This window comes from Maribacter aquivivus (genome assembly GCF_900142175.1).
In the GTDB taxonomy this organism is placed as follows: Bacteria; Bacteroidota; Bacteroidia; order Flavobacteriales; family Flavobacteriaceae; genus Maribacter; species Maribacter aquivivus.
Genome location: NZ_FQZX01000001.1, coordinates 523,047 through 547,680, shown reverse-complemented (window position 1 = coordinate 547,680; position 24,634 = coordinate 523,047). Strand labels below are relative to the sequence as shown.

Below are 24,634 nucleotides of genomic sequence, written 5' to 3'. Positions count from 1 at the left end.
TAAGATACAGAAGCTAATTCATGTGGTAAGCAGTTTCGTTTTATAAAATGGAAGGTAAATTATATGGGCTGATTTTTTTCGAATCTATCTTCAATAGTTTCTTTAATACCATTCAATATATATTCGGTAATTGGTTTGGTTACGAAATCTGCCACCAAGGGTTTTTTCTTTAAGCGCTCTATATCATTACGATAGGCAGAAGAAGTCAAGACAAAAACCATACAGTTTTCGGTTTTTGCAAATGTTTCTAATTGATCCATAAATTCCCAACCGTTCATTACGGGCATGTTAAGATCAAGAAATATGATATAGTTGTTAGATTCTGAATACCCTTCTGTTAAATACTCTATAGCAGGTTTTCCATTAGAAAAACTAATAATTTCACCTTTTAGTTCGGTATGTTTAATTCCTTTTTCGAGTAAAAAAGTAAAAATTGGATCGTCTTCAATTAGTAATAGTTGGTACTTCATTAATTTTTGTCTATATCAATTACGTTGATAGTATTTTCAACGATGTCTTTAATAACATTATCTATTTCATCTGCAGAGGTAAATATATAATTTAGCACTTGTTCTTTTTCTTCAACGTTTAATTTTCCTTTATCATCTGTTAATAAATTAATTAAACCCATTAATCTTGCAACAGGTGCTCTAACGATATGAGATTGTGTCCAGGCAATTTTTTTAAGCTGAGCATTTTGTTCTTCAATCGCGTTTAAGTGCAGCACTTTAGTGGTAACATCTTTAGAATTGACAACAATGCCATTAATGGTAGGTTCATCGAGTTTATTGGTGATAACGGTTTCTAACCAGATCCAGTGACCAGATCCATGCTTAAAACGAAATGGTTTAATAGTTACTTGCGGTATGTCAAGAACCTTCATGAATTCGCTGTAAACTATATCATAATCATCTGGGTGAACATGATTAAAAGCATTTGTGCCTACAAATTCTTCTGGCGTTATATTTAAAATTTTGGTTGAAGTAGGGCTAGCATAAGAGAAAATTGCCTTTTCATCTACAATACAGATCATATCACTACCTTCTTGAACCAATGTTTTGTAACGTCGCTCACTATTTTTTAATAGTAATTCAGCTTTTTTCTTTTCAGTATTATCTCTTGCAATGCAATAATAGACGCGATCTTTTTTATCCCAATTAGATGACCATAACATAGGTACAATAGCTCCATTTTTGTGCTTATACCTATTTTCAAAATTGACAACCTTTTTACCTGATAAAACAGATTCGGCAGAATCTTCGGTTAATTTAATGTCTTCATCATAAACCAATTCTAGATATCGGGTACCTATGATGTCTTTAGGTTCATAGCCCCAAATTTGTTTACATGCTTTATTGATACTTAAGAAATATCCATCTTCATCTAAGGTGCAGATAATATCGAGAGAAGTATCCATTATTTTCTGTAACTCTTCTTTTGCACCTATAAGTACCTGTTGAGATAATACTTCTGAAGTTATATCTTTAGAGAAGCAGGTAATACCAATTTTTTCACCTTCTTTATTATACAGAAGATCAAATGAGGTAAGGCCATAAGTTGTCCAGAATTTTTTTGGATCTTGAATTTTTTGTTTTACTGAAAATGGACCACTCGTAAGAGCTTTTTTATAGTAAGATTTCCATTTTTCAGTTACTTGAGCTGCTACTTGGTCAGAAAAAACCAGGTCACCTTCATTAAAAGGCCTACCTTGAATTTTATTTACTAGTTGGTGAAATGCGGTATTTGCAGTTATAAGCCTATATTCTAAATCAATAGACCACATTAAGTCTTTAGTGCTATTGATCATAGCTTCTTGGTTATTTTTAACTCTTTGAAGCTCTGTAGTGTAATTCTTTTTTTCAGTTATATCTTGTACGGTACCGTACATTAATTGTGGTTTCTTGTTATCACTCCACTGAAGTACTTTTCCCTTATCTTGTATCCATTTGTAATCGCCTCCTTTTTGTAACATTCTGTATTGAACACTACATCCATCAGAAGGGTAGCTTAAGCAATCGAACATTTTTTTCTGTACTTCGGCTAAATCATCTTTGTGAATAAGGCTGAACCATGTATCGGTTTTAAACTCTGATAACGTTGTTTTGTTTAAACCATAAATACTAAGTGCTTGTTCATTTAAAGTAAGAGTGTCATTGATAAGATTACGTTCCCAAATACCAATTCCGGTAGCATTAACAATGTTGTCTAAAAGTTTACCTTTTTGTTCCAAATCTATTTTCTGATCTTCTTCAATCTTTCTAGATTTACGAAGTTCAAACAATTGTATCACTTGTTTTGCAAGTGTTTGTAGACCATTAATTTGAGCTTGCTGAAGTTGTTTTGGTTCATAGTCTAGAACACAAAGGGTACCAAGGCGTTGACCATTTTCTGCGGTTAACGATGCACCGGCATAAAAACCAATATTCGGGTCGTTTTTTACTAAATTATAATCACGAAACCTTACATCTTTATGGGTGTCTTCTACTATTAATAAATTAACATCGTCTGCAATGATATGCTTGCAAAAAGAGTCTTCTAAAAGTGTGCCATTAATTTCTAAACCATGGTGAGATTTAAAAAATTGTCTTTTATCATCTACCAAAGAAATTAGGCTTGTAGGTGTATCACAAATAGAGGCGGCAAGTGATGTTATTTCATCATAAATGACCTCTGGGTGCGTGTCCATAATGTCATAAGACATTAATGTTTTTAACCTATTCGTATCTAAAATATTACTCCCGTTCATTTAATCATTGTCAAAAGACATGTACTTAATCCAATACTTTAACGTCAAAGTAGGAAATTTCTTTAAAAAAAGAAGCAAAAATATGCTTTAAGTTTATTTTTCACACGTAATAAGTGGTTTTTTTTCATAATTATTGCGATTATTCATGTTTGTAAGTAGCTATTAATCAGATTTATAAAATGATTTTATCAGTAGTTTTAACATAACCTTAAATTATTTTCAATAATATAGATGTAGAGGTTAGAAAAATTACAGGAATTCGTTAATTAGATACCATTCATTTCGTAGAAAGGCTATTTTTGCCATATGACCCAACTGCCTAAAAAATTATTGAAAGTATTAGAAAATCGTAAAAAAGAAGAGACCTTTCGCTCTTTAAGCTCTCTAGACGGACTAATAGATTTTTTGTCCAATGACTACTTAGGTTTTGCTACTAATGAAACTTTATTTTCCAAAACGTTTCAATTATTGTTGACAGAAAGTGTTGCGTCAAATGGGTCTGGGGGATCTCGACTTTTATCAGGAAATCATAAACTTTATAAAAAATTAGAGCCGTTATTAGTTGAGTTTTATAAATCAAATGCTGCATTAGTTTTTAACTCGGGCTATGATGCCAATATGGGGCTATTTAGTGCAGTGCCCCAAAGAGGTGATATAATATTTTATGATGAGTATGTACATGCCAGTATAAGAGAAGGTATACGAATGAGCAATGCTAAGGCATATAGTTTTTTACATAACAATTTGTCTAGCCTAAAGGAAAAGGTAGCGCTAAATACAAGTAGAAATGACCATGAAGAATACGCTGTTTATATAGTGACCGAAAGTGTTTTTTCTATGGATGGTGATACGCCCGACTTAAAAGCAATTGCAAAATTTACAAAATCTAATAGATATCATTTAATAGTAGATGAGGCTCATGCAGTTGGTGTTTTAGGAAGTAATGGGGAAGGACTCATACCAGAATTAGGTCTTGAGAAAGATGTTTTTGCAAGAACGGTAACATTTGGTAAAGCCTTTGGTTGCCATGGTGCGGCGGTACTTGGTTCTGATGATTTAAAAGATTATTTAATAAATTTTGCTAAACCGTTCATTTATACCACAGCATTAACGCCACATACCTTGGCTACTATTATTACTGCACATGAATATATGGGTGAATTGGGAAAGGAGCCCAAAACTCTTTTGACGGAAAATATAGTTTATTTTAAAAAGCAGCTGGGCTTACATAAGATTGAACAGTTTTTTATACCAAGTGATACCGCCATACAAGGATGCATAATTTCTGGTTCTAAAAAAGCTAAATTAGTATCGAAAAAATTAATTGATAAAGGTTTCAATATTAAGGCAATTCTATCGCCCACCGTACCTGAAGGTCAAGAACGACTTAGAATTTGTTTGCATAGTTTTAATTCTAAAGAAGAAATAGGCCTATTGGTAAAATTGTTAGCTAGTTTTATATAACATATGGAAGATAAATTTTATCAGCTAGCTTCTTTTGAATATGTAGCCGATGTGCAAATTGTAAAAGGCAAACTTGAGTCTGAAGGTATACCTGTATTTCTTAGGGATGAAAACACCTTAAATTCAGATCCGTTAATCAGCAATGCAATTGGCGGAGTAAAACTGCAGGTGTATTCTAAAGATAAAGAACGGGCAATTGCCATTTATGATGAGATAAGGGCTTATGCTGTAGATAATGATGGGGAACCTATTGTTTGCCCTAATTGCAAGGCTCAAAAATCTGAACCTTATTATAACAGTAAGGGAGTATTTTATAAACTTTTTCCTTTTTTTGAAAAAAGAAAATATAAGTGCCTAAATTGTGGAATGATCACTAACTCAAAGTAAGAATACATGCAAAAGATATTTGTAACAGGAATTTCAACAGAGGTAGGTAAAACTATTGCATCGGCAATTTTTACCGAAGCATTACAAGCAGATTATTGGAAACCGGTACAAGCAGGTGATTTAGATAACACAGATACAGATAAGGTAAAGAGATTGATATCTAACGAGAAATCTAAATTTCACCCTAGTAGCTATAATTTAAAAGCAGCTATGAGTCCGCATGCAGCGGCTGAAATTGAAGGTATTGAAATTGATAGATTTCATATTAATGAACCAGAAACTTCTAATAATTTAATTATTGAAGGTTCTGGCGGTATTTTGGTTCCTTTAAATGATGAAGATACCATGTTCGACATCATCATGCCCGATTATAAAGTAGTAGTGGTCTCTAGAAATTATTTAGGTAGTATCAATCATTCGCTATTGACTATAAAATGGTTGTTGCATAAAGGTTATGATGTTTCGGTATTATTTAGCGGAGATGCAAATCCTCATACAGAAAATATTATTCTTCATAAAACAGGAGTATCGTTAATAGGTAGAATAGATGAAGAAAAAGAATTTAACAAAGAGGTTATTAAAAAGTATGCCAATAAATTTGAGGGTATTTTAAGAACACTATAGTCGCTGTAAGATTTCAGCATTATCTATTGTAGCAAATACTTTATAGTGTTCCGCTAAATAGGCATCTAGATATTCGTTTTCCTCAACTTCTTTTTTGTCTAAAATCCGTCTGCCTTTTCGTATTACAACCGTTTTGGGTTGTAATTCTTCCATAATATATTCAAGTTCTTCGATTGAGTTTTTTCTTGGGTTATAAAAAAAAGGAAACAGCTCGTCTCTACAAATATTACTTGGGTGCGTAGAAGCTGTAGTAGGTGGTAAGGTGTCTAAATTCCAATATCCTATATGATATTCAAAAAATAGTATGTTTTCAGTATCTAAGTTATGTTCTAAAATATATTGCGGGGCAGAAAAACCTTCCCCATTAAAGAAAGTACCTTTTTCAAATTTATTCTTTACAACATTTACATATTCCAGATAACTTTCAGCAGGTATCAATAAAGCAATGAATGCAGCGTATAAAGGTAATTTTGGCTTGTACTGCACTATTAAGTTGTAGATGACTATACCAACTAAAATAAGTAACATGGGGTGTAATTGAATAAGGTAGTGTCCATTGATTCTTCCGCCTTTTATAAAAGAAAATAAGACTCCAATAATAGCGACTAAAAGCAGTTGAACAGTTCTGTTTTTGAAATCTAGCTTTTTGCTTTTGTAGGCATATACAAGAAAAAGTCCTGTAATTACAAAAATAGGTGCGAGTTTAAAAATGGAATATCTTCTTGCTCCGGTATATTCTAAAGGAGCTAGTACTACAGATTCCCACCAAATATAAGTTTGGTGGCTTAAGTAGTAAGGTATAATAGTTACTAAAATTACGGTTATAACACCAGTGGCAAATAACAAAATAGAGAAAAAACTACTATTCTTTTTTGTAAATACACCCTCATAAACCAAGAACAGGCCAATAAATAAAATAGGGAAAGCCATATTCAATTTCACCATAACCGTGGCACCCATTAAAACTCCTGCTAAGAAAACATAGGCATTAGATTTCTTTGATTGCAAAAGGTAAATTGCAGGCACAAATAAGGCGATACATATATGTTCAGACATTACACCTTGTAGACTGCCAAAAAGGCTTAATAGAACAATGCAAAACGCCCCAACCAAAATAGAAGCCTTTTTAGGTATCATAGTAAGTGCAATCTTATAGGTGTAAAATGCGGTAATGACCACTAAAAATACACCAGCGAGCCGAATAGCTATAAAACTTTTGCCAAATATGGATATAATGGCTGCGAAAAAAGCAAAGGTTAGTGGGGGCTTTAAATCCCACAACTGTGTGTAAGGTAAAAAACCATTTGCCCAAGATTGACCTAACAAAATAAAAGTGCTTTCATCGCGATCCACGTAATCTCTAAAGAAAAAAGGGAAACGAATGAAAAATGTGATTAAAAAGAATAGGAAGAATACAGCTGTATTCTTCAATTCGGAAAAATTTAAAAACGCTTTTTTGTTTCTTTTTAAGGGCATCTCTTTGTTGCGGTTTAATTCCCGATCTTTGCAAGATAGATAAAATGAAGAATTATAAATTCTATGAAAAAGGAAAATCTATCTACTCGCGATAAAAAATATTTATGGCATCCTTTAACTCAACATAAGTTGGGTAAACCACAATTACCTATAACCAAAGCAAAGGGTGCAATATTGTTTGATGAGGAAGGAAACGAATATATTGACGGTATTGCATCTTGGTATACCGTAATGTACGGTCATTCAAATGACTATATTACTTCTGCAATGACCAAGCAAATGCAAAAATTAGATTTTGTAATGTTCAGTGGTCTAACTCATGAACCTGCAATAGAATTATCTGAAAAATTAATGGCCATTTTGCCAGATAATCAAGCAAAATTATTCTTTAACGATAACGGTTCTACGGCTATTGAGGCAGCTATAAAAATGTCACTTCAGTATTTTCATAATAACGGAGAAAAAAGAGATACCCTAATTGCTTTTGAAGATGGTTTTCATGGCGATACATTTGGGGCTATGAGTGCATCTGGTTTGTCGTCTTACAACGGTCCGTTTGAAGATTTTCTTTTAAAAGTAATACGAATACCTACTCCGCAAGAAGATAATATAGAAGAAGTTAAAAGTAGACTTTCTCAAATTTTAGCGGAAAATAAATGTGCAGCATTTGTTTTTGAACCATTAGTGCAAGGTGCAGCAGGTATGAAATTTCATTCAGCCGAAGGGTTAGATGCTTTGGTCGGTCTTTGTCAAGAGTATGAAGTTCTGTGTGTAGCAGATGAAATAATGACCGGTTTTGGTAAAACGGGTAAGAATTTTGCATCCGATAATTTAACGAATAAACCAGATATCATTTGTCTTAGTAAAGCGCTAACGGCAGGTATGTTCCCTCTAAGTATTACTAGCTGTACGCAAAAAATTTATGATCGTTTTCTTAGTGATGAGGTGCATAAAGGTTTCTTTCATGCGCATACGTTTAGCGCGCATCCTTTAGGTTGTGCAGCTGCTTTGGCAGGAATTGAACTTTTAAATTCTCCAAAAATTATAGAAAGAAGAAACTATATTGAAAATGCACATGTCTCATTTGCCAACAATATTCAGAATCATAAGAGGGTAAAAGAAGTTAGGGTAATGGGTGCTATTCTTGCTATAGACCTTGAAATAAAAATGGAACGTTATGGTAGTTTGCGAGATGAGCTATATAACTTCTTTTTAGAAAGAGGGGTTTTGTTGCGGCCTTTAGGTAATACTATTTATACATTGCCACCCTACATAATTACAGATGTTCAACTACAGAAAATTTACGAAGCCATTACAGAGGCTTTAGATACATTTTAGATTAGAATTTGAAAGAGAAAATATCCATAACAGCCATAGCTTCTGTGTCACCTTTAGGTAGCACATTAGAAGAAACTTGGATGGCATATCAGAATAACGAACATTACTTTTCATTGGTTGAAGAGAATGAAGGTAAATCTTGGGTAGCGCCATTATCATCATCTGCACGATTAAAAGTAGATGAACTTAGATTGTCTGATAGTAAATACAAAAAATTAGATGATAGTGTGCTTTTCGCAATGGTAGCTTCAAGAAATGCAGTGAAGCGATCGGGTTGGGAAAACACAGCTGAATTCGGAATTAACATGGGGTCGTCTCGTGGAGCAACAAAGTTATTTGAGCAATATCATAAAGAATATTTAGATACTGGTATTTCATCAACCTTAAGCTCACCAACAACCACATTAGGTAATATTTCTTCATGGGTCTCTCATGATTTAGGAGCCACTGGACCAGAAATATCTCATTCCATAACCTGTTCAACAGGTTTGCATTCGGTATTGAACGGCGTGGCTTGGCTCAGTAGCGGAATGGCAACTAAGTTTTTGGTAGGTGCCAGTGAAGCTCCGCTGACCAATTTCACCATTGCCCAAATGAAGGCATTAAAAATTTACGCAAAAGCACCCGATTCAAATTCTGATTCGGTAATTGAGCGAAGCCGAAGTTACCCTTGCCAAGCACTAAACCTGAAAAAAGAATATAATACAATGATTTTGGGTGAAGCTGCTTCAGTTGCTTGTTTAGAAACAGGAGTGGTAAATAATGCTTTGGCAATAATAGATGGAGTAGGGTATGCTACAGAAATATTGAAACATAATACTTCTATTTCAGCTAATGCCGTATGTTTTCAGAAATCTATGAAAATGGCTTTAGGCGATTTAGATGTTACTGAGGTAGATGCAATTGTAATGCATGCGCCTGGCACTATTAAAGGAGATTCATCAGAATATAATGCCATTCAAGAAGTTTTTGGAAATCACAAGCCTCAATTGACTACCAATAAATGGAAAATAGGTCACACTTTCGCCACTTCAGGTATGCTAAATTTAGAATTGGCGGTTTTAATGTTACAACATGATAAGATGATTTCGGTGCCTTTTATTGAGGCGAAACCTAATAATAGAAATATTAAAAAAATACTGGTGAACGCAGTTGGTTTTGGTGGTAATGCAGTGAGTATTTTAGTAAGTAAAAACGGATAAACTAAGCTAAAACATAACGGATGTAGCGGTGTGGTAATTTTTTTAAAACCTACCAATTATTTTTTCAATTTAAATTCAGTTATTTTTGAACCCTGGTAACAACCTAAGATTATATGAGCGAAGCAAGACACAATTGGTCAAAAGAAGAAATTTTAGAAATATACAATAAGCCTTTAATGGAGCTACTTTATGAAGCTGCAACTGTGCACAGAAAAAATCATGACCCAAATACGGTTCAAGTTTCTACCTTACTTTCTATAAAAACAGGCGGTTGTCCAGAAGATTGTGGGTATTGTCCGCAAGCTGCTCGCTACCATACAGACATTGAAGGTAATGATCTTATGGCTGTTTCTCAGGTTAAAGCTCAAGCGCTTAGAGCAAAAGCATCAGGTAGTTCTCGTGTATGTATGGGTGCTGCATGGCGAAATGTAAAAGATGGTCCTGAATTTGATCAAGTGTTAGAAATGGTACGCACCATTAATAAGCTTGATATGGAGGTTTGTTGTACGTTAGGTATGATTACCGAGAATCAGGCAAAACGTTTAGCAGAAGCAGGCTTATATGCTTACAACCACAATTTAGATACTTCAGAAGATTATTATAAAGATGTAATTTCTACTCGTGCCTTTGAAGATCGTTTAGATACTATCGAAAATGTTCGTAAAAGTAATGTTACCGTTTGTAGCGGTGGTATTATTGGTATGGGTGAAGAGTTAGAAGATAGAGCAGGTATGTTAGTTGCTTTAACCTCATTGAATCCGCAACCAGAATCAGTGCCGATCAATGCATTGGTTGCTGTAGAAGGCACGCCTATGGAAGATATTGAGCCGGTTTCTATTTGGGATATGATTCGTATGGTAGCTACTACAAGAATTGTAATGCCAGAAACTCAAGTACGTTTATCTGCAGGTAGAACTGAAATGAGTAGAGAAGGGCAGGCAATGTGTTTCTTTGCTGGTGCAAATTCTATTTTTGCTGGCGATAAATTGTTGACTACTCCGAATCCTGATGTAAATGAGGATATGGCGATGTTTAAAATGTTAGGTTTAAATCCACAAAAGCCATTTACCAAGGTATCTCAGCCTAAAACGGTAGAAGCAGAAGATTCTCAAATTGGATCTTTAGGTGAAAAACCAAAATGGTCTAGACCAGGTCATTCTATTGAACGTAATGAAACTGCGAAGCAGAAGGCTAAAATTATTGACTAAGGTCACATTAATACTTTTTTAAGAAATTGTTTTGGTATCGTTAATTACCTTTGGTTTCCCTAAAAAACCATGTGTAATTGAAGTTAGCAGATATTCCGAGGGTAAAACATATTACCAAGGACAACTTTATTAACGACTACTTGAAGCCTCAAAAACCTGTTGTATTAGAACGGGTAATTGAAGACTGGCCTGCTTATAACAAGTGGAGTTTAGACTATATTAAAGAAGTAGCTGGTGATATAACCGTGCCTTTGTATGATGATAGACCAGTTCAGCATAAAGATGGTTTTAATGAACCACATGCCAAAATGAAAATGGCAGCATATGTTGATCTTTTGAAAAAGGAGCCTACCAAGTATAGAATTTTTCTTTGGAATATTTTAAAGGAAGTACCTGTACTACAGAAAGATTATAGATTTCCTGATTTTGGATTAAAGCTTTTAAAAGGTGTGCCAATGATGTTTTTCGGAGGACGAGACTCGTACACTTTTATGCATTACGACATCGATTTGGCGAATATATTTCATTTTCATTTCAATGGAGAAAAGGAAGTGATATTGTTTCCACAGTCAGAAACGGAGAACCTTTATAAGGTTCCGCATTCGCTAATTACACATGAGAGTATAGATTTTTCGAATCCTGATTATGTTAAGTGGCCTGCTTTGAAAAATGCGAACGGATTTAAAACTACTTTATCACACGGTGAGGTTTTATATATGCCAGAAGGTTATTGGCATTATATGAAATACAACACACCGGGGTTTTCAATGAGTTTACGAGGATTAGCGCGTAATCCTAAAAACTTGGCAAAAGCATCGTACAACATTCTAATAATGCGTTACTATGATGTGTTAATGCGTAAGTTAAAAGGGCAAGATTGGATAGATTGGAAAAATAGGGAAGCCATTTCTAGAACTAACAAAAATCAAAAAGTGTAAACTGAGATTGAATGAGTGTTATTTTATAAGCTCAAATGTTTTCTCATACACCAAATGACTCTCCCAACCTCTGTATAAAAGATAATCTGCTAATTTTTTTCTGCGCTTTTGAATGTTGGTTTCAGTAATCTGTTGCAATCTTTTATTCGCTAAATCATCTAAAGTAGTTAAGTATGCTTCAGGTTCAATCTCTTTTAGCGCTATGGTGATATTGTATTTAGAGATGTTTCTAAATTTTAATTCTCTGACAATTCTGTTCTTTCCCCATTTTTTAATGTTGAATTTACCACGGGCAAAGCTTTTTGCAAAGCGCTCTTCATTTAAAAATCGGTCTGCAATAAGTTGGGCTATAATAGTATCTACTGCTAATGGAATCATACCCATGTCTTTCAATTTCGCAACCACTTCCTTATGGCAGCGATCTTGGTAAGCACAATAACTTTCTATCTTTTTAGTAGCTTCCTGTACAGTATAGCCTTTAGTTTTTTGGTTCATACGTCTCAAAAGTAATAAACCAACAGTAACTTTTCGCGTTTAAAAAAAGTTATATCCAAGTACTATAGATAGTACTTTGTAATCAGATGAAATAGCTGAATAATTACTAAGCAGTGCTCTTCTAGGATTATAGTTTAATTTAATACTAGCATTTTTGTGAGCAAAACCTAATCCAAAATTAAAAGAAGTACGGGGTTCAATTTCAAAATCGCTACTAGATTCAAAATCTATCTTAGAATCTAAAGCCGTGTCTATTTGAAATGCAGAATTTAAAAATATTTTAGAATCGGAATTTAGAAAAAAGTAATGTCTTATTCCTATAGAGGTTTCAATTGATTTGTAATCTACTGAGACTTTTTGAAATTCCAATTGTTTTTCACCTTCAAATGTTTGATACATTGGTTGGATAAATAAAGACCATTTGTTCTTATTAAAAGGCAAAACAGCTTCAAGTTCGACACCAAATCTTATACTTGAGTTGTTTTCTAGTTCGAAATTAGTACTTGATTGAGGTGACTTAAAATCCATAGAGGCGGAATTTAAACCAGCACGTATACCTAGATTAAATACGTCTTTATTATCCCTTTGAGAAGTGGTAGAGCTTATGTAACTAGGGTTTTTACATTGATTGTATGAAGTAAAAAACGAAAGTAATTCTGACTTTTTATAATCAGTAGATTTAACATCGTTAAGAGAAGAATTACCACATTTCAAATCGTCCCACAACTGTTTTTTATATTCAGTATTCTCTCCAATACGATTGTTTTCAGTCAGATACTTTTTATAAACTAATTGTGTTGTAGGAGCGTTGTTTATGTTGTAAAAGAATCTTACGAGATTACTATCTTCATAGTAAAATAAATTTGCATCACCTTCAATTAACTGTTCAAGAAATAAAGTTTCTAAAGTAAATTCAGCTTCTTTTATTTTACTTAATCTTTTGAGAATCGATTTAGACCTATCTATTTTTATCTCTTTTCTAACATACTTTTTTCCGTTGTCAATTGAAAACTCGGCTATATTGTAGATTGCGCCTTCTTGTACTTCAGCATTTGAATCAGTTTTATATTCAAATTTTGTTGGGTTGTTTTTCCAGTCGTTGTTCTTAATAAGGCAATTTATCTTTTCTCCAGAATTATCAATAATATAGCCTGGTTCAAAAGTAATTTGGGCAAAGGTGTTGAAACTCAAAAAAGTCAATAGAAATACAGATAGATATTTTTTCATCTTCAATTGAAATGGTTAAGATTAGTTAATGTGCTTCATTCATTTTTGGCAACAAAAAAAGCGACTCCGTAAGGAAATCGCTTTTTTCATTAATATATTGTTTTGCCGTCTTTGTTTTTAAAACGATACTCAAGATACGTATACGCATCACGCGGCTGAATTTTAATCCATCTTTTGTATTCTAAGAACCATTTTGTTCTCATTGATGGAAAACCTTTTGTAATATAGGCTGCTATAAACGGGTGTATATTTAGTGATATACTGTTGTCTTTTGCAGGTCCTTTAAGGAGTTTTTCAAGGTCCGATGTAATTTTATCTATTAAAACAATAGGTGCTTCCACCTCTTTCCCTGCATTGTTAGGGTCCTCTTCTGTTGTTTTAATATTCATTTCAGGTCGTACCCTTTGTCGGGTAATCTGAATTAAACCAAATTTACTAGGAGGTAGTATTTTGTGCTTGGCACGATCATCTTTCATCTCATCTCTAAGATGTTCAAATAGCCTTTTTCTATGTTGTGGTTTTACCATATCGATAAAATCTACAACTATAATACCGCCCATATCACGAAGACGTAATTGTCTTGCAATTTCTGATGCGGATAAAAGATTTACCTCTAGGGCAGTGTCTTCTTGGTTTTTGGCTTTATTTGATCTGTTACCACTGTTTACGTCTATTACATGAAGTGCTTCTGTATGCTCTATAATTAAATAGGCGCCTTTGCTCATTGCGGCAGTACGGCCAAAAGACGTTTTTATTTGTCTTTCAATACCAAATTTCTCAAAAATAGGTACGTTGGTGTTATTGTAGTGCTTAACGATGCTCTCTTTTTCAGGAGCAATTTCCGACACATAATCCTTAATTTCATTGTATAAGGTGTCGTCATCTACATGTATTCCGGTAAAACTATCATTAAATACATCTCTTAAAATAGAAGATGCTCTATTGAGTTCTACAAATACTTTTGATGGTGTTTGAGCACGTTGTAATTTTTTACACATTGCTGTCCATTTGTTCAGCAAGTTTTCTAGATCTTTGTCCAGTTCTGCAACTTTTTGTCCTTCTGCGACTGTTCTAATGATAACACCAAAACCTTTAGGTTTAATGCTTCTAACTAGTCTTTTTAACCTGTCTTTTTCTTCCTTGCTCGCTATCTTTTGAGATACGGATACTCGGTCAGAAAAAGGAACCATTACCAAGTAGCGTCCGGCAATTGATAGCTCAGAACTAATTCTTGGTCCTTTAGTAGATATAGGTTCTTTTACAATTTGAACCAATAATGATTGGTTCGCTTTTATGACATCGGTAATAACACCATTTTTGTCAATATCGGTCTCGGTCGGGAAATTTCCTAAAGTGTAATCATTTAGTTTTCCTGTACTCACTTGTTTAATGAACTTAAGCATAGAAGATAACTGCGGACCAAGGTCGTGGTAATGCAAGAATGCATCTTTCTCATAACCAACGTTTACAAACGCTGCGTTAAGCCCGGTAACAGGCTTTCTGATTTTGGCAAGAAAAATATCGCCTACAGAAAAGTCGTTACTATTTTCTTCTTTATGCAGTTCAGTGAGTTTTCCGTCCTTTAACAAGGCAAAGTCAACAGATTGGGAACTAGATCTTACGATTAATTCTCTATTCACCTGAATATATTTTTAGTCGTTTCGCCTATTAAAATAGGGAACGAACTGATTAAACAATACCATAGACAAATACTTATGTATTTGCCGAAATCCGAATTCTGGATCTCTATGTCAATGAACGTATTTTAAAAAAAGAAAAAGTAGTTATTAAAACTACTTTTTCTTGTGTCGGTTAGCTCTTCTACGCTTCTTGCGCTTGTGTGTAGCTACCTTATGTCTCTTTCTTTTCTTACCGCTTGGCATAAAGTTCTTTTTTTAAGATTAATTATTTTACGTGTACGTTGCTCTTAACTCCTTCTACAAAAACCTTTGCAGGCTTAAATGCTGGAATGTTGTGAGCGGGTATTTTAATAGTTGTGTTTTTGGAAATATTTCTACCGGTCTTTTCGGCTCTAGTTTTAATGATAAAACTACCAAAACCTCTTAGGTAAACATTATCACCACTTTCTAATGATGTTTTTACCTCTTCCATAAAAGATTCAACAGTTGCCTGTACATCTCCTTTTTCAATTCCCAGCTTATCTGAGATCTTCGATACAATTTCCGCTTTCGTCATCTTTCAATATTAGATTTTCTGTATGTTTTTTCGGGTTGCAAATATATAAATTAAATTCAATCTTTCTTTCTAATGGGTTAATTTTAAGTGTATAAACTGCTACTTTTATCACTTAGTATAGAATAGCATGTCATTTTCGAGTAAAATTTTAGATTGGTATCATGAAAATAAGCGCAGTTTACCATGGCGCAAGAGTACTGATCCATACAAAATTTGGCTATCAGAAATTATTCTTCAACAAACGCGTGTAGCTCAGGGAACCCCGTATTACTTGAGTTTTGTAGAAAATTTTCCAACAGTTTATGATCTTGCCAGTGCAAATGAAGAGCAAGTTTTAAAACTTTGGCAAGGACTCGGGTATTATTCACGAGCTAGAAATCTTCATGCAGCTGCAAAAATGGTGGTTGAGCAGTATAATGGAAAATTTCCTGATAATTATAAGAAACTTTTAACACTGAAAGGCGTCGGTGACTATACCGCAAGTGCCATTTCGTCTATTTGTTTCAATGAAGCGCAAGCCGTGGTAGACGGAAATGTGTATCGAGTGCTCTCTAGATACTATGGTATAGACACTCCTATTAATAGTACTGAAGGCATCAAATATTTTAAAAGCTTGGCTCAAAAAGTCATGGATCCCGCTAATATTCGAGATTATAATCAAGGTATTATGGAGTTTGGAGCCATCCAGTGCTCGCCAAAAAAGCCTTTATGCTTACATTGTCCTTTAAATGATAGTTGCGTAGCTCTAGAAAAAGGCTTGGTAGATACTTTACCAGTAAAGTTAAAGAAGGTGAAAGTGCGTAATCGATACTTCAATTATCTTATACCTATATATAAGGATGCCGATGGAAATCAATTCACAAGTATACATCAAAGAATAGGTAAAGGTATTTGGCAGAATCTATGGCAGTTTCCTTTACTTGAGTCAGATGATGTATTAGAAATAGATGATATTTCTATAAGGTATAAAGAAGTGCTTGGCGATATGAAGTCTAACGAAGTAATAGCATACAATGTAAATGCAATCGTTCACAAATTATCGCATCAACACTTACATACAAAGTTCTGGTTGGTGTATATAAATGATGATTTTGCAAATAAGATTCCTGTTGAAGAAATAAGTGATTTTCCGGTGCCAGTTTTAATCGCAGATTTTATCAAAGCATTTAAATTTTAGTACTTTTGATTTTTATATCTTTAAGTTATGAGCGGTACATTAAATAAGGTAATGTTGATTGGGCATTTAGGTGATGAAGTTAAAATGCATTATTTTGAAGGAGGCGGTAGTATTGGTAGATTTCCAATAGCTACAAATGAGACCTATACCAATAAATCTACTGGTGAACGTGTTACAAATACAGATTGGCACAATGTGGTAGTTAGGAATAAAGCTGCTGAAATTTGTGAAAAATATCTAAGTAAAGGTGATAAGGTATATGTAGAAGGCAGATTGAAAAATCGTCAATGGCAAGGTGAAGATGGTAATACCAGATATTCAACTGAGGTACATGTACAAGAATTTACTTTTTTGACTACCAAGAAAGAAGGTATGCAAAACAATGGTGGTTCTGCTCCAAGTGTTCAGAAACCAGCAAGTATTGAAAATAAGGCGCCATCTAAAGCGTCTGCACCTGCACCTGCAAGTCCAGACGAGGATGATGATTTACCGTTTTAACAAAATTTAAATAACAACTATTGGACCCAGACCCCTTACCGTTATTAATGACAACATTAGTTGTGAACGGTGTTTTTGCAATGAATATAGTTGTACTATGTGTACTACTTGTTTGCTCTGCACTTATTTCTGGAGCAGAAGTGGCTATGTTTGGTCTTTCATCAACTGAGATTAAAGAGCTGCAAGATGAAAAATCTGCTAAAAGTTCAATTCTTATTAAGCTTCTAGAGCGTCCAAAAAAATTATTAGCTACCATTTTAATAGCAAATAATGCTATTAACATTGGTGTGGTGTTATTGTTTAGTATCATAGGCGATACTCTTTTTGCGAATATCAATAGAATATGGTTTGGTGTGCTTTCAGAGCGGTTTCTTTTAGAAGTTGTGGTGGCTACTTTTCTTATTTTAATGTTCGGTGAAATTCTGCCAAAGGTATATGCCAACAGAAATAGAATGAGTTTTGCGCATTTAATGGCTTATCCGTTACGTGTCTTAGATTTTATTTTTTCACCACTAAGCTTGCCAATGCGTTCTGGTACATTGTTTTTGTACAACAAGCTTGGTAAGCAGAAATCAAGTTTAAGTGTTGATCAGTTGTCACAGGCATTAGATTTAACTTCTCATGGCGATACTACTAAAGAAGAGAAAAAGATTTTAGAAGGTATTGTAACCTTTGGTAATACAGATACCAAGCAGGTAATGAGACCTCGAATAGATATTTTTGCTCTTAATGAGCAAATGAAGTTTCTTGAAGTTTTAGGAGAAATAAAGAAGAACGGATATTCTAGAATTCCTGTTTTTGGAGAGAACATAGATACTGTAAAAGGTGTTTTATATGTAAAAGATTTGTTGCCTTACCTTGATCGAAAAACCTTTAATTGGATAACCTTAATCAGGGAGCCTTATTTTGTACCTGAGAATAAAAAATTAGATGATTTATTGGGTGAATTTCAAGAGAAGAAAAATCACTTGGCTATAGTTGTAGATGAATATGGTGGTACTTCTGGTTTGGTGTCTTTAGAAGATATTATTGAAGAAATTGTAGGTGATATTAGTGATGAGTTTGATGATGAAGATTTAATTTTTTCGAAATTAGATGATTTCAATTATGTTTTTGAAGGAAAAACGCCTCTTAAAGATTTTTATAGAGTTATTAAATTAGAGGATAGTGAAATCTTTGAAGAGAATAAAGGAGAGTCAGAAACCTTGGCTGGTTTTGTTTTAGAAAAGGCAGGAAGTTTTCCAAGACGTGGAGAGAAAATAGTATTTGAGTCTTTTACCTTTGTTGTAGAAGCAATGGATAAAAAAAGATTAAAACAAATAAAAGTAACCTTGCCACATGAAGAGTAAGTTGTTCGTTGGATTTTTAGTAGTATTTCTTTTGATGGTTAGTTGTAATGATGAACCTACACTTCCTAAACCTAAGGCTAAAATGCGGTTGGAATATCCTCAGGGTAAATTAGCAGATTTAGAAACAGAGAACTTTAGTTTTAAATACAATCAATTAGCAAATGCAGAGTTGAATGGCGATAAAGCGTACACCATCTCATATCCTGAAATGAAAGGTGCTATTTTTCTAAGCTATAAAAAGATTGATGGTAATTTGGATCAATTAATTAACGATTCTAAAAGGCTTAGCTATGAACATGCTGCAAAAGCGGATAACATTGTAGAGCAGCCGTACGTAAATCCTGATAATAAAATTTATGGTTCTTTATTTGAGGTGCAGGGTAATGCAGCTTCGCAATCTCAGTTTTACGTCACCGATAGTACTGAACACTTTTTAACGGGTTCTGTATATTTTTATACAAAACCGAATTATGACTCCATTCTACCAGCAGCTTCATATCTTCAGAATGACATCAGGGGAATTATAGAAACACTTCGTTGGAAAAAATAAAGCCGTATGATGACAAAACAAGACCTTTTAGATTGTCATAAACGAATAGCTCCATTTGTTCATAAAACAGCTATTTTAACTTCTAGACTAGTTGATAAAGAGGTTGGTGCTCAAGTATTTTTTAAATGCGAAAATTTTCAAAGGGCAGGCGCATACAAAATGCGTGGTGCTACCAATGCAATTTTACAATTATCAGAAGAGCAAAAGAAAAGTGGAGTAGTAACACATTCGTCCGGTAATTTTGCCCAAGCTTTGTCATTAGCGGCGCAGAGTGTTGGTGTTACAGCGCATATAGTAATGCCAAGTACAGCGCCAGAAGTCAAAAAAGTTGGAGTAAGAGAGTATGGTGGTAAAATATATGAGTGTGAGCCAACCGTTCAAGCAAGGCAAGCGTTTGCTGATGAAATAGGATTGAAGACAGGAGCTACTTTTGTGCATCCATCCAACGATATCAATGTTATTTTAGGGCAAGGTACTGCTGCATTAGAGTTGCTTAAAAAACAACCCGATTTAGATTTTATATTTTGCCCAGTAGGTGGTGGCGGTCTCATTGCAGGTTCTGCGTTGGCAGCTTCATATTTTGGAAATAATTGTAAAGTTTATGGTGCTGAGCCGTTTGAAGCAGATGACGCATACCGCTCTCTACAAAGCGGTAAAATAGAAAGTAATGAAACAACAAATACCATTGCAGACGGATTAAAAACAATGTTGGGAGATAAGAATTTCCCAATAATAAAGGAGCTCGTGAGCGGTATCGTTAGAATTACCGAAGATGAGATAGTTGCTGCGATGAAGCTAGTTTGGGAACGTATGAAAATTATCATAGAACCTTCTAGTGCGGTAACTGTGGCTGCAGTTTTGAAACAATCAAAAGAGCAGCCAGAAGTTTTTCAGAATAAAAAAATTGGTATTATAATATCTGGTGGTAATGTAGATCTTTCTAATTTACCTTTTTAGAATATGATGCTTTTACTGCTTGCTTAGAATCTCTTCAGCACGCTCAATACTAGAATTAATGTTCTCTCTTACTTGTTGAACTTTATCTTCTTCCTCTTTTAGCCACTGTTTCTTTTCATCAGAAAGTTCTTTACCGTTCATTATTTCTTCTGAATCGAAGCGATCACCAAAACCTTGCATCCAATCCATCATAGACCTATTGGCTTCTTGAAGGTCTTTCATTGCTTTTGCCTCAACAGACTCGGCTCCTAAAGAATCTGCCATTGGTTTTAATTGACCAACCAACTTTCCTAAAGTTCCCATTTTTGGCATAACCTCATCATGAATGCTCATTACGTGCTCCATTTTGGAAGGCTCATCTACTTTCTTGGTTTCTTTACAAGAACTGAAAGATATTAATGAGACTATGGCAAGTGTGTAAAGTATATTTTTCATTTTAGTTGTCTTTTGTAGTAATAGCATTTATGGTGTAAACGTAGTCTTTAACTTTGGTGTTGGTAATAACAGCTTTTACCTCTTCAATACTAATGATCGTAGGGTCAAAAGTTATTAGTCCGTTTTTATTTTCAAAACTAATTTCTGAAGAAACTACACCTTCGGTCTCCATTAAATTAGAAGAAATTTTATCGGCACAACCTTCTTGGCAAGCCATACCATCTATACCAACTAGAATAGTACTTGAAAAGCTACTTTCAATTTCGGCAGGTAAAGTAGCATCTTCTTGAGCTAAAGAAGCATTGGTCGCCAGTGTGAATATGGTCACAAATAGAAATAATACTTTGAATTTCATAACACTGTATTGATGGTTACGTTGTTAGCGTAAACGTTATTATAATGTAAAGATACCAAATATGTAAAATGCTTTATCTAATCAGCAGTAAAAATTAGTCTGTAACTAGGTGTATTTTTTAGAAAAAACCCCACTTTTGCTGTAAACTAAAAAAAATTGAAGAATATAGATCAAAAGTGGATTTACCTAGTTGTTCTGTCACTTATATGGGGTTCTTCCTTTATATTAATTAAACGGTCTTTAGTTGGTTATACGCCACTACAAGTTGGTGGGTTAAGAATCGTATTTGCATCTATATTGTTATTTGTACTTGGTTTTAAATCTTTAAAAACCCTTTCAAAGACCGATTGGAAATGGGTGGCTATCGCAGGGTTGTGTAGTTCATTTTTTCCTCCTTTTTTCTTTGCATTGGCACAAATGGAAATTAGTAGTGGAATTACGTCTATTTTAAACTCTGTAGCGCCTTTGTTTACCACCTTGGTGGGTATAGCGCTTTTTGGACTTTCGCTTAAAGGGAGACAAGTTTTAGGGGTTTTAATAGGTCTTTTTGGTACTATAGTTCTTATTGCTGCGGGTATGGATGATAATGTGAACCAAAATTATTGGTATTCCTTATTTATTATTGTTGCTGCATTGGGTTATGCTTTTAATATCAACATCATTAAGAAGTATTTATCTCATTTAACTCCGTTAGCAGTAACGACGGCAAGTTTTGGAGTGGCATTTCTACCAGCATTAATTATATTGATTTATACAGGGGTGTTTCAGCAGTTTGCGGGCGATAGTGCTATGCATGAGGCTATTTGGTATATTATGGCATTGGCTTTTTTAGGTACAGCTTTGGCGAATATTCTATTTAATAAATTAATAAAATTATCTAGTCCTGTATTTGCGGCATCTGTAACGTATTTGATTCCTCTTGTGGCGGTGTTATGGGGGTTTTTAGATGGCGAAAATATCAGTATTCTACAGCTACTAGGCGGACTCATCATCTTATTTGGTGTTTGGCTAGTAAATAGAAAAAAAGTAATAGTTCTTCAAAAATAATTCGGTTTACTGTAACAAACTTGACTTAGGGTTGTCTTTGTATAGAACTAATCGAAAAAACGATAATCATGAAAAAAATCATATTTACGCTACTCGCAGTAACCTTTGTTATAGGTAGTTTACAGGCTCAAGAAAAAACATTCAATGTAAAATCTTTTGATAAACTAATTGTTAGTCCGCATATAGAATTAAATCTTGTTGAAGGCGAAGAAGAAAGTGTTGTTATTGATAATGCAAAAATATCGTTAGATAAAATAAATGTAGAAGTAGAAGGTAGAACGCTGCGGTTATACTTAGACGGTGCTAAGGTGGTAACCAAATCTGAACGCATTTCAACTGATAAATGGCGCGGCAGCAAATCAATTTATAATGGCACTATGGCTTCTGTTACGGTTACTTATAGAAAACTAGAAAATCTATCTATTAGGGGAGAAGAGATAGTAAGATGTAAAAATCTGTTCAATGCCGATGATTTTAAAATGTCGTTATACGGAGCGGCAAAAGTGTATTTTGATTCAGTTTCTATAGATGAACTAACAGTAGCAATTTATGGTAGTAGCTATTTAGAAATCGGTGAAGGTAATGTGGCGCGTCAAGTATTTAGAGCATATGGGGAGAGTGAGGTAAATACAGAAGGTATGGTTGCAGATGAAACTAAAATTACCGCTTATGGCGAAAGTAATTTTAGGGTAAATGTTATTGAAAGGTTGAAAGTAACCTGCTATGGAGAAACAAATATTAATTATACTGGTAACCCAGAAGTAGATAAAGGATTAATATTTGGAGAAGCAACAATTAGAAAAATAGGATAAGAACTTGACCTAGAAATTGAAAAACAAAAAACCCGCTATTTAGCGGGTTTTTCTATTTATAATAAATTATTGTTATTCAAAATCAGCAGGCGATACGCCATCATTTACTTTGATTTCTGAAACTATAAATTCAAAGGATTGTGGTCCAACAGTCTGCATTATTTTATAAGGAAACAATATACCAGCTACCTCTTTGTAATCTTCAAAATTAGAAGTACTTGCAATTTGCTGGCCTTGCATTTCAGTTACTGTCACCTCTTGTAGCTTAAGTCCGGTTTCGGCATCATAGAAAGCAGATTTGTTTTCGCCAACTTTAAGTTTGTAGGCATTTTTATCACCAACCATTTCCATGCCTTCCAAAGTAATGGTGTTGTCACTTAATAATTGGAGTTCAGAAAATGGAGCAGATTCACCTTTAAAGGTTTTTATTTCTTCACCAGCAAGATCCTTACGCTGCCCTTGTACGATCATATATCCTTTATCGCCATTAAGTACTTGTTTGCTAACTGAATTACCCATCATTTGTACATCTTGCATTAGTTGGTCGCTAGATGTTTTTTTGATGTTCAAATTAAGCTTCATGCCTTGCATTTCTGCTTCAGCCATCATTGCTAACGTGTTAACACCTTCTAGTTTTGATTTTCCACCAATAGCCTCAATATATTTTTCAAGTACAGATTGCGCAGATACATCTGTAGGTATAGCTGCATTGTAATCTGGAGTTTCAACTCTGTCGGCAGTTTTAGAGTAAGCAAGCACGGGAAGCTTCTTTCCTTTGAAGTTTATATTTTGTAGACTAGAAAGAATATCACTGCCTTTACCAACGACAATTACTCTGGCGTTATCAACATTGAAATATTTTTTAGCAGCTGTTTCTACTTCTTCTTTGCTAATCTTATCTAGTTTCTCTAAAAATGTTTTGTAAAAATCTTTAGATAGATTTTCTTTCTCAACGTTCAAAGCATACCTAGCAATTGTTTCTGGGTCTTCTAGAGCCATTATAAAACTACCGGCATATAATGCCTTTGTGGTTTTAAGTTCTTCGTCTTTTACAGGTTGTGTGTTAATGAGTTCAATCTCTTTTAATAATTGTACAACTGAACTATCTGTAACCGTATTTCTTACTTCAACAGAAGCGGCAAATCTAGATGGTCCGTATTTATCATTTCCAAGAGACGAATATGCACCGTAAGTATATCCCTTGTCTTCTCTAAGATTAAGATTTATTCTACTGTCAGAACCACCACCTAAAATTTGATTGGCTAATAATGCAGCAATGTAATCGTCATCACTCATTTTTAGGTTTACAATATTCTGTACAGTAATTTCTGACTGTACGGCATTTGGCATATCAACAAAATTGATTTGCGTATTTGGTACATTTTTAGGTTGAGAATAAGAGAAACTTGGTGGCACGGCTTTCGTCCAAGATGTAAAATAAGTTTCTGTCAAAGTCTTTACTTCTTCAAAATTCACATCACCAATTACAATTAAATAGGCATTTGCAGGTACAAAATATTCTCTGTAAAACTCTTCGACATCACCAAGGGTTACATTGTTTACGGTTTCTTCGGTAGTAAATTCTCCATAAGGATGATTTTTGCCGTAGGCTAAAGCCCTTTGAACTCTACTAGAAATCGAAGAAACTACTTTCTCCTCAGATTTTAATCCGGTAATAAGTTTATCCTTTTCCTTGTCAAATTCCTCTTGAGTAAAATTCGGATTTATAGCCGCGTCTGCCATAAGCTCCATCATTCTAGAAAAGTATTTAGAAAGCGATTGTGCATAAGCGCCTTGAGAACTAAAATATAGTCTAGCCCCTAAAAAATCGATTTCTTCATTGAAGGCTTCCTTTGTTATATTTTTAGATCCTAGCCCTAAGAGACTGCCGGTTAAACTAGCTGTGCCAGCTTTGTCACCTTCTAAAATTGGCGGGTTGTCAATTGATAATTGCATAGATACTCTTGGTAGTTTATGGTTTTCAACTACCAATACTTTTAATCCGTTGTTGAGGTTGAAAGATTGCGGTTCTCCCAAGTTAATTTCAGGCGCAGGTCCAGGTGTTGGCATAACTGAACGGTCTACCTGTGCTTGTAGAGTAATTACCGAGAATAATGTTAAGAATAATATATATGTAGTTTTCATAGTCATTT

At 34.2% G+C, this 24,634-nt stretch carries 24 protein-coding genes; 14 read left to right on the top strand and 10 right to left on the bottom strand.

What is annotated here, in order from left to right; genetic code table 11:
* Positions 1-59: 59 nt before the first annotated feature.
* Both BUC31_RS02335 and BUC31_RS02330 read right to left on the bottom strand, forming a co-directional pair.
* Positions 60-470 carry a response regulator gene (locus BUC31_RS02335; RefSeq protein ID WP_073240886.1) on the bottom strand — a complete coding sequence of 137 codons (411 nt, stop codon included), beginning with the start codon at positions 468-470 and terminating at the stop codon, positions 60-62.
* Complete coding sequence (locus BUC31_RS02330; RefSeq protein WP_073240884.1) at positions 470-2,746, bottom strand: PAS domain S-box protein; 2,277 nt, start codon at positions 2,744-2,746, stop codon at positions 470-472. The genes BUC31_RS02335 and BUC31_RS02330 overlap by 1 nt, the downstream gene beginning before the upstream one ends.
* Positions 2,747-3,076: 330 nt before the next feature.
* On the opposite strand from BUC31_RS02330, the gene BUC31_RS02325 reads away from it, so the two are divergent.
* Genes BUC31_RS02325 through bioD form a run of 3 tightly spaced genes read left to right on the top strand, consistent with a single transcriptional unit; the run spans position 3,077 to position 5,221 of the window.
* Positions 3,077-4,210 (top strand): aminotransferase class I/II-fold pyridoxal phosphate-dependent enzyme, encoded by a 1,134-nt coding sequence (locus BUC31_RS02325; RefSeq protein WP_317614926.1) that lies wholly within the window; start codon positions 3,077-3,079, stop codon positions 4,208-4,210.
* Between the two features lie 3 nt (positions 4,211-4,213).
* Positions 4,214-4,597 (top strand): putative signal transducing protein, encoded by a 384-nt coding sequence (locus BUC31_RS02320; protein ID WP_073240880.1) that lies wholly within the window; start codon positions 4,214-4,216, stop codon positions 4,595-4,597.
* A 6-nt stretch (positions 4,598-4,603) separates the two neighbouring features.
* Entirely contained in the window at positions 4,604-5,221 is a 618-nt protein-coding gene (gene bioD, locus BUC31_RS02315; protein ID WP_073240878.1) for a dethiobiotin synthase, read from the top strand.
* On the opposite strand, the gene BUC31_RS02310 is transcribed toward bioD, so the two are convergent.
* Positions 5,216-6,652 (bottom strand): ArnT family glycosyltransferase, encoded by a 1,437-nt coding sequence (locus tag BUC31_RS02310; protein WP_244533993.1) that lies wholly within the window; start codon positions 6,650-6,652, stop codon positions 5,216-5,218. The two genes, bioD and BUC31_RS02310, sit on opposite strands and share 6 nt — an antisense overlap.
* Before the next feature lie 108 nt (positions 6,653-6,760).
* Here BUC31_RS02310 and bioA point away from each other — a divergent pair, with 108 nt between their 5' ends.
* The 4 genes from bioA (at position 6,761) to BUC31_RS02290 (ending at position 11,383) form a co-directional block, all read left to right on the top strand.
* Positions 6,761-8,035 carry an adenosylmethionine--8-amino-7-oxononanoate transaminase gene (gene bioA, locus BUC31_RS02305; protein ID WP_073240875.1) on the top strand — a complete coding sequence of 425 codons (1,275 nt, stop codon included), beginning with the start codon at positions 6,761-6,763 and terminating at the stop codon, positions 8,033-8,035.
* 8 nt (positions 8,036-8,043) lie between these two features.
* Complete coding sequence (locus tag BUC31_RS02300) at positions 8,044-9,237, top strand: beta-ketoacyl synthase N-terminal-like domain-containing protein (protein WP_073240873.1); 1,194 nt, start codon at positions 8,044-8,046, stop codon at positions 9,235-9,237.
* Between the two features lie 113 nt (positions 9,238-9,350).
* Positions 9,351-10,445, top strand: coding sequence for a biotin synthase BioB (gene bioB / locus BUC31_RS02295; protein WP_073240871.1), 1,095 nt, complete (start codon positions 9,351-9,353; stop codon positions 10,443-10,445).
* Positions 10,446-10,522: 77 nt separating this feature from the next.
* Complete coding sequence (locus BUC31_RS02290) at positions 10,523-11,383, top strand: cupin-like domain-containing protein (protein ID WP_073240869.1); 861 nt, start codon at positions 10,523-10,525, stop codon at positions 11,381-11,383.
* An 18-nt stretch (positions 11,384-11,401) separates the two neighbouring features.
* Here the strand turns inward: BUC31_RS02290 and BUC31_RS02285 are convergent, their stop codons facing one another.
* From BUC31_RS02285 to BUC31_RS02270, 4 genes are all read right to left on the bottom strand, one after another.
* Positions 11,402-11,878, bottom strand: coding sequence for a regulatory protein RecX (locus BUC31_RS02285; protein WP_073240867.1), 477 nt, complete (start codon positions 11,876-11,878; stop codon positions 11,402-11,404).
* A 39-nt stretch (positions 11,879-11,917) separates the two neighbouring features.
* Positions 11,918-13,105, bottom strand: a complete 1,188-nt coding sequence (locus BUC31_RS02280) for a hypothetical protein (protein ID WP_073240865.1) — start codon at positions 13,103-13,105, stop codon at positions 11,918-11,920.
* An 89-nt stretch (positions 13,106-13,194) separates the two neighbouring features.
* On the bottom strand, positions 13,195-14,745 hold the full coding sequence (locus BUC31_RS02275) for an Rne/Rng family ribonuclease (RefSeq protein ID WP_073240863.1): 1,551 nt from the start codon (positions 14,743-14,745) through the stop codon (positions 13,195-13,197).
* 265 nt (positions 14,746-15,010) lie between these two features.
* Positions 15,011-15,301 (bottom strand): HU family DNA-binding protein, encoded by a 291-nt coding sequence (locus tag BUC31_RS02270; RefSeq protein ID WP_027065813.1) that lies wholly within the window; start codon positions 15,299-15,301, stop codon positions 15,011-15,013.
* Between the two features lie 127 nt (positions 15,302-15,428).
* Here BUC31_RS02270 and mutY point away from each other — a divergent pair, with 127 nt between their 5' ends.
* From mutY to BUC31_RS02245, 5 genes are read left to right on the top strand one after another with little or no spacing between them, the layout of a single operon-like run.
* Positions 15,429-16,478 (top strand): A/G-specific adenine glycosylase, encoded by a 1,050-nt coding sequence (gene mutY / locus BUC31_RS02265; RefSeq protein ID WP_073240861.1) that lies wholly within the window; start codon positions 15,429-15,431, stop codon positions 16,476-16,478.
* A gap of 27 nt (positions 16,479-16,505) precedes the next feature.
* Complete coding sequence (locus BUC31_RS02260; protein WP_073240860.1) at positions 16,506-16,976, top strand: single-stranded DNA-binding protein; 471 nt, start codon at positions 16,506-16,508, stop codon at positions 16,974-16,976.
* A gap of 20 nt (positions 16,977-16,996) precedes the next feature.
* Positions 16,997-18,325, top strand: coding sequence for a gliding motility-associated protein GldE (locus BUC31_RS02255; RefSeq protein ID WP_073240858.1), 1,329 nt, complete (start codon positions 16,997-16,999; stop codon positions 18,323-18,325).
* Entirely contained in the window at positions 18,315-18,875 is a 561-nt protein-coding gene (gene gldD / locus BUC31_RS02250) for a gliding motility lipoprotein GldD (protein WP_073240856.1), read from the top strand. Before BUC31_RS02255 ends, gldD begins: the two co-directional genes overlap by 11 nt.
* A gap of 9 nt (positions 18,876-18,884) precedes the next feature.
* Positions 18,885-19,832, top strand: coding sequence for a pyridoxal-phosphate dependent enzyme (locus BUC31_RS02245; protein WP_073240854.1), 948 nt, complete (start codon positions 18,885-18,887; stop codon positions 19,830-19,832).
* 12 nt (positions 19,833-19,844) lie between these two features.
* On the opposite strand, the gene BUC31_RS02240 is transcribed toward BUC31_RS02245, so the two are convergent.
* Together BUC31_RS02240 and BUC31_RS02235 are read right to left on the bottom strand one after the other, a co-directional pair.
* A complete protein-coding gene (locus BUC31_RS02240) occupies positions 19,845-20,267 on the bottom strand; it encodes a hypothetical protein (RefSeq protein ID WP_073240852.1) in 423 nt (140 codons plus the stop codon).
* 1 nt (position 20,268) lies between these two features.
* Positions 20,269-20,622, bottom strand: a complete 354-nt coding sequence (locus BUC31_RS02235; RefSeq protein WP_073240851.1) for a heavy-metal-associated domain-containing protein — start codon at positions 20,620-20,622, stop codon at positions 20,269-20,271.
* A gap of 156 nt (positions 20,623-20,778) precedes the next feature.
* Between BUC31_RS02235 and BUC31_RS02230 the strand changes: the two genes are divergently transcribed.
* Together BUC31_RS02230 and BUC31_RS02225 are read left to right on the top strand one after the other, a co-directional pair.
* On the top strand, positions 20,779-21,669 hold the full coding sequence (locus tag BUC31_RS02230; protein WP_073240849.1) for a DMT family transporter: 891 nt from the start codon (positions 20,779-20,781) through the stop codon (positions 21,667-21,669).
* A 68-nt stretch (positions 21,670-21,737) separates the two neighbouring features.
* The gene (locus BUC31_RS02225) at positions 21,738-22,481 is read left to right on the top strand and encodes a head GIN domain-containing protein (protein WP_073240848.1); all 744 of its coding nucleotides are present in this window, start codon (positions 21,738-21,740) and stop codon (positions 22,479-22,481) included.
* A 72-nt stretch (positions 22,482-22,553) separates the two neighbouring features.
* Here BUC31_RS02225 and BUC31_RS02220 read toward each other — a convergent pair whose 3' ends face one another.
* Positions 22,554-24,626, bottom strand: a complete 2,073-nt coding sequence (locus tag BUC31_RS02220; protein WP_073243706.1) for a M16 family metallopeptidase — start codon at positions 24,624-24,626, stop codon at positions 22,554-22,556.
* Between the last annotated feature and the right edge of the window lie 8 nt (positions 24,627-24,634).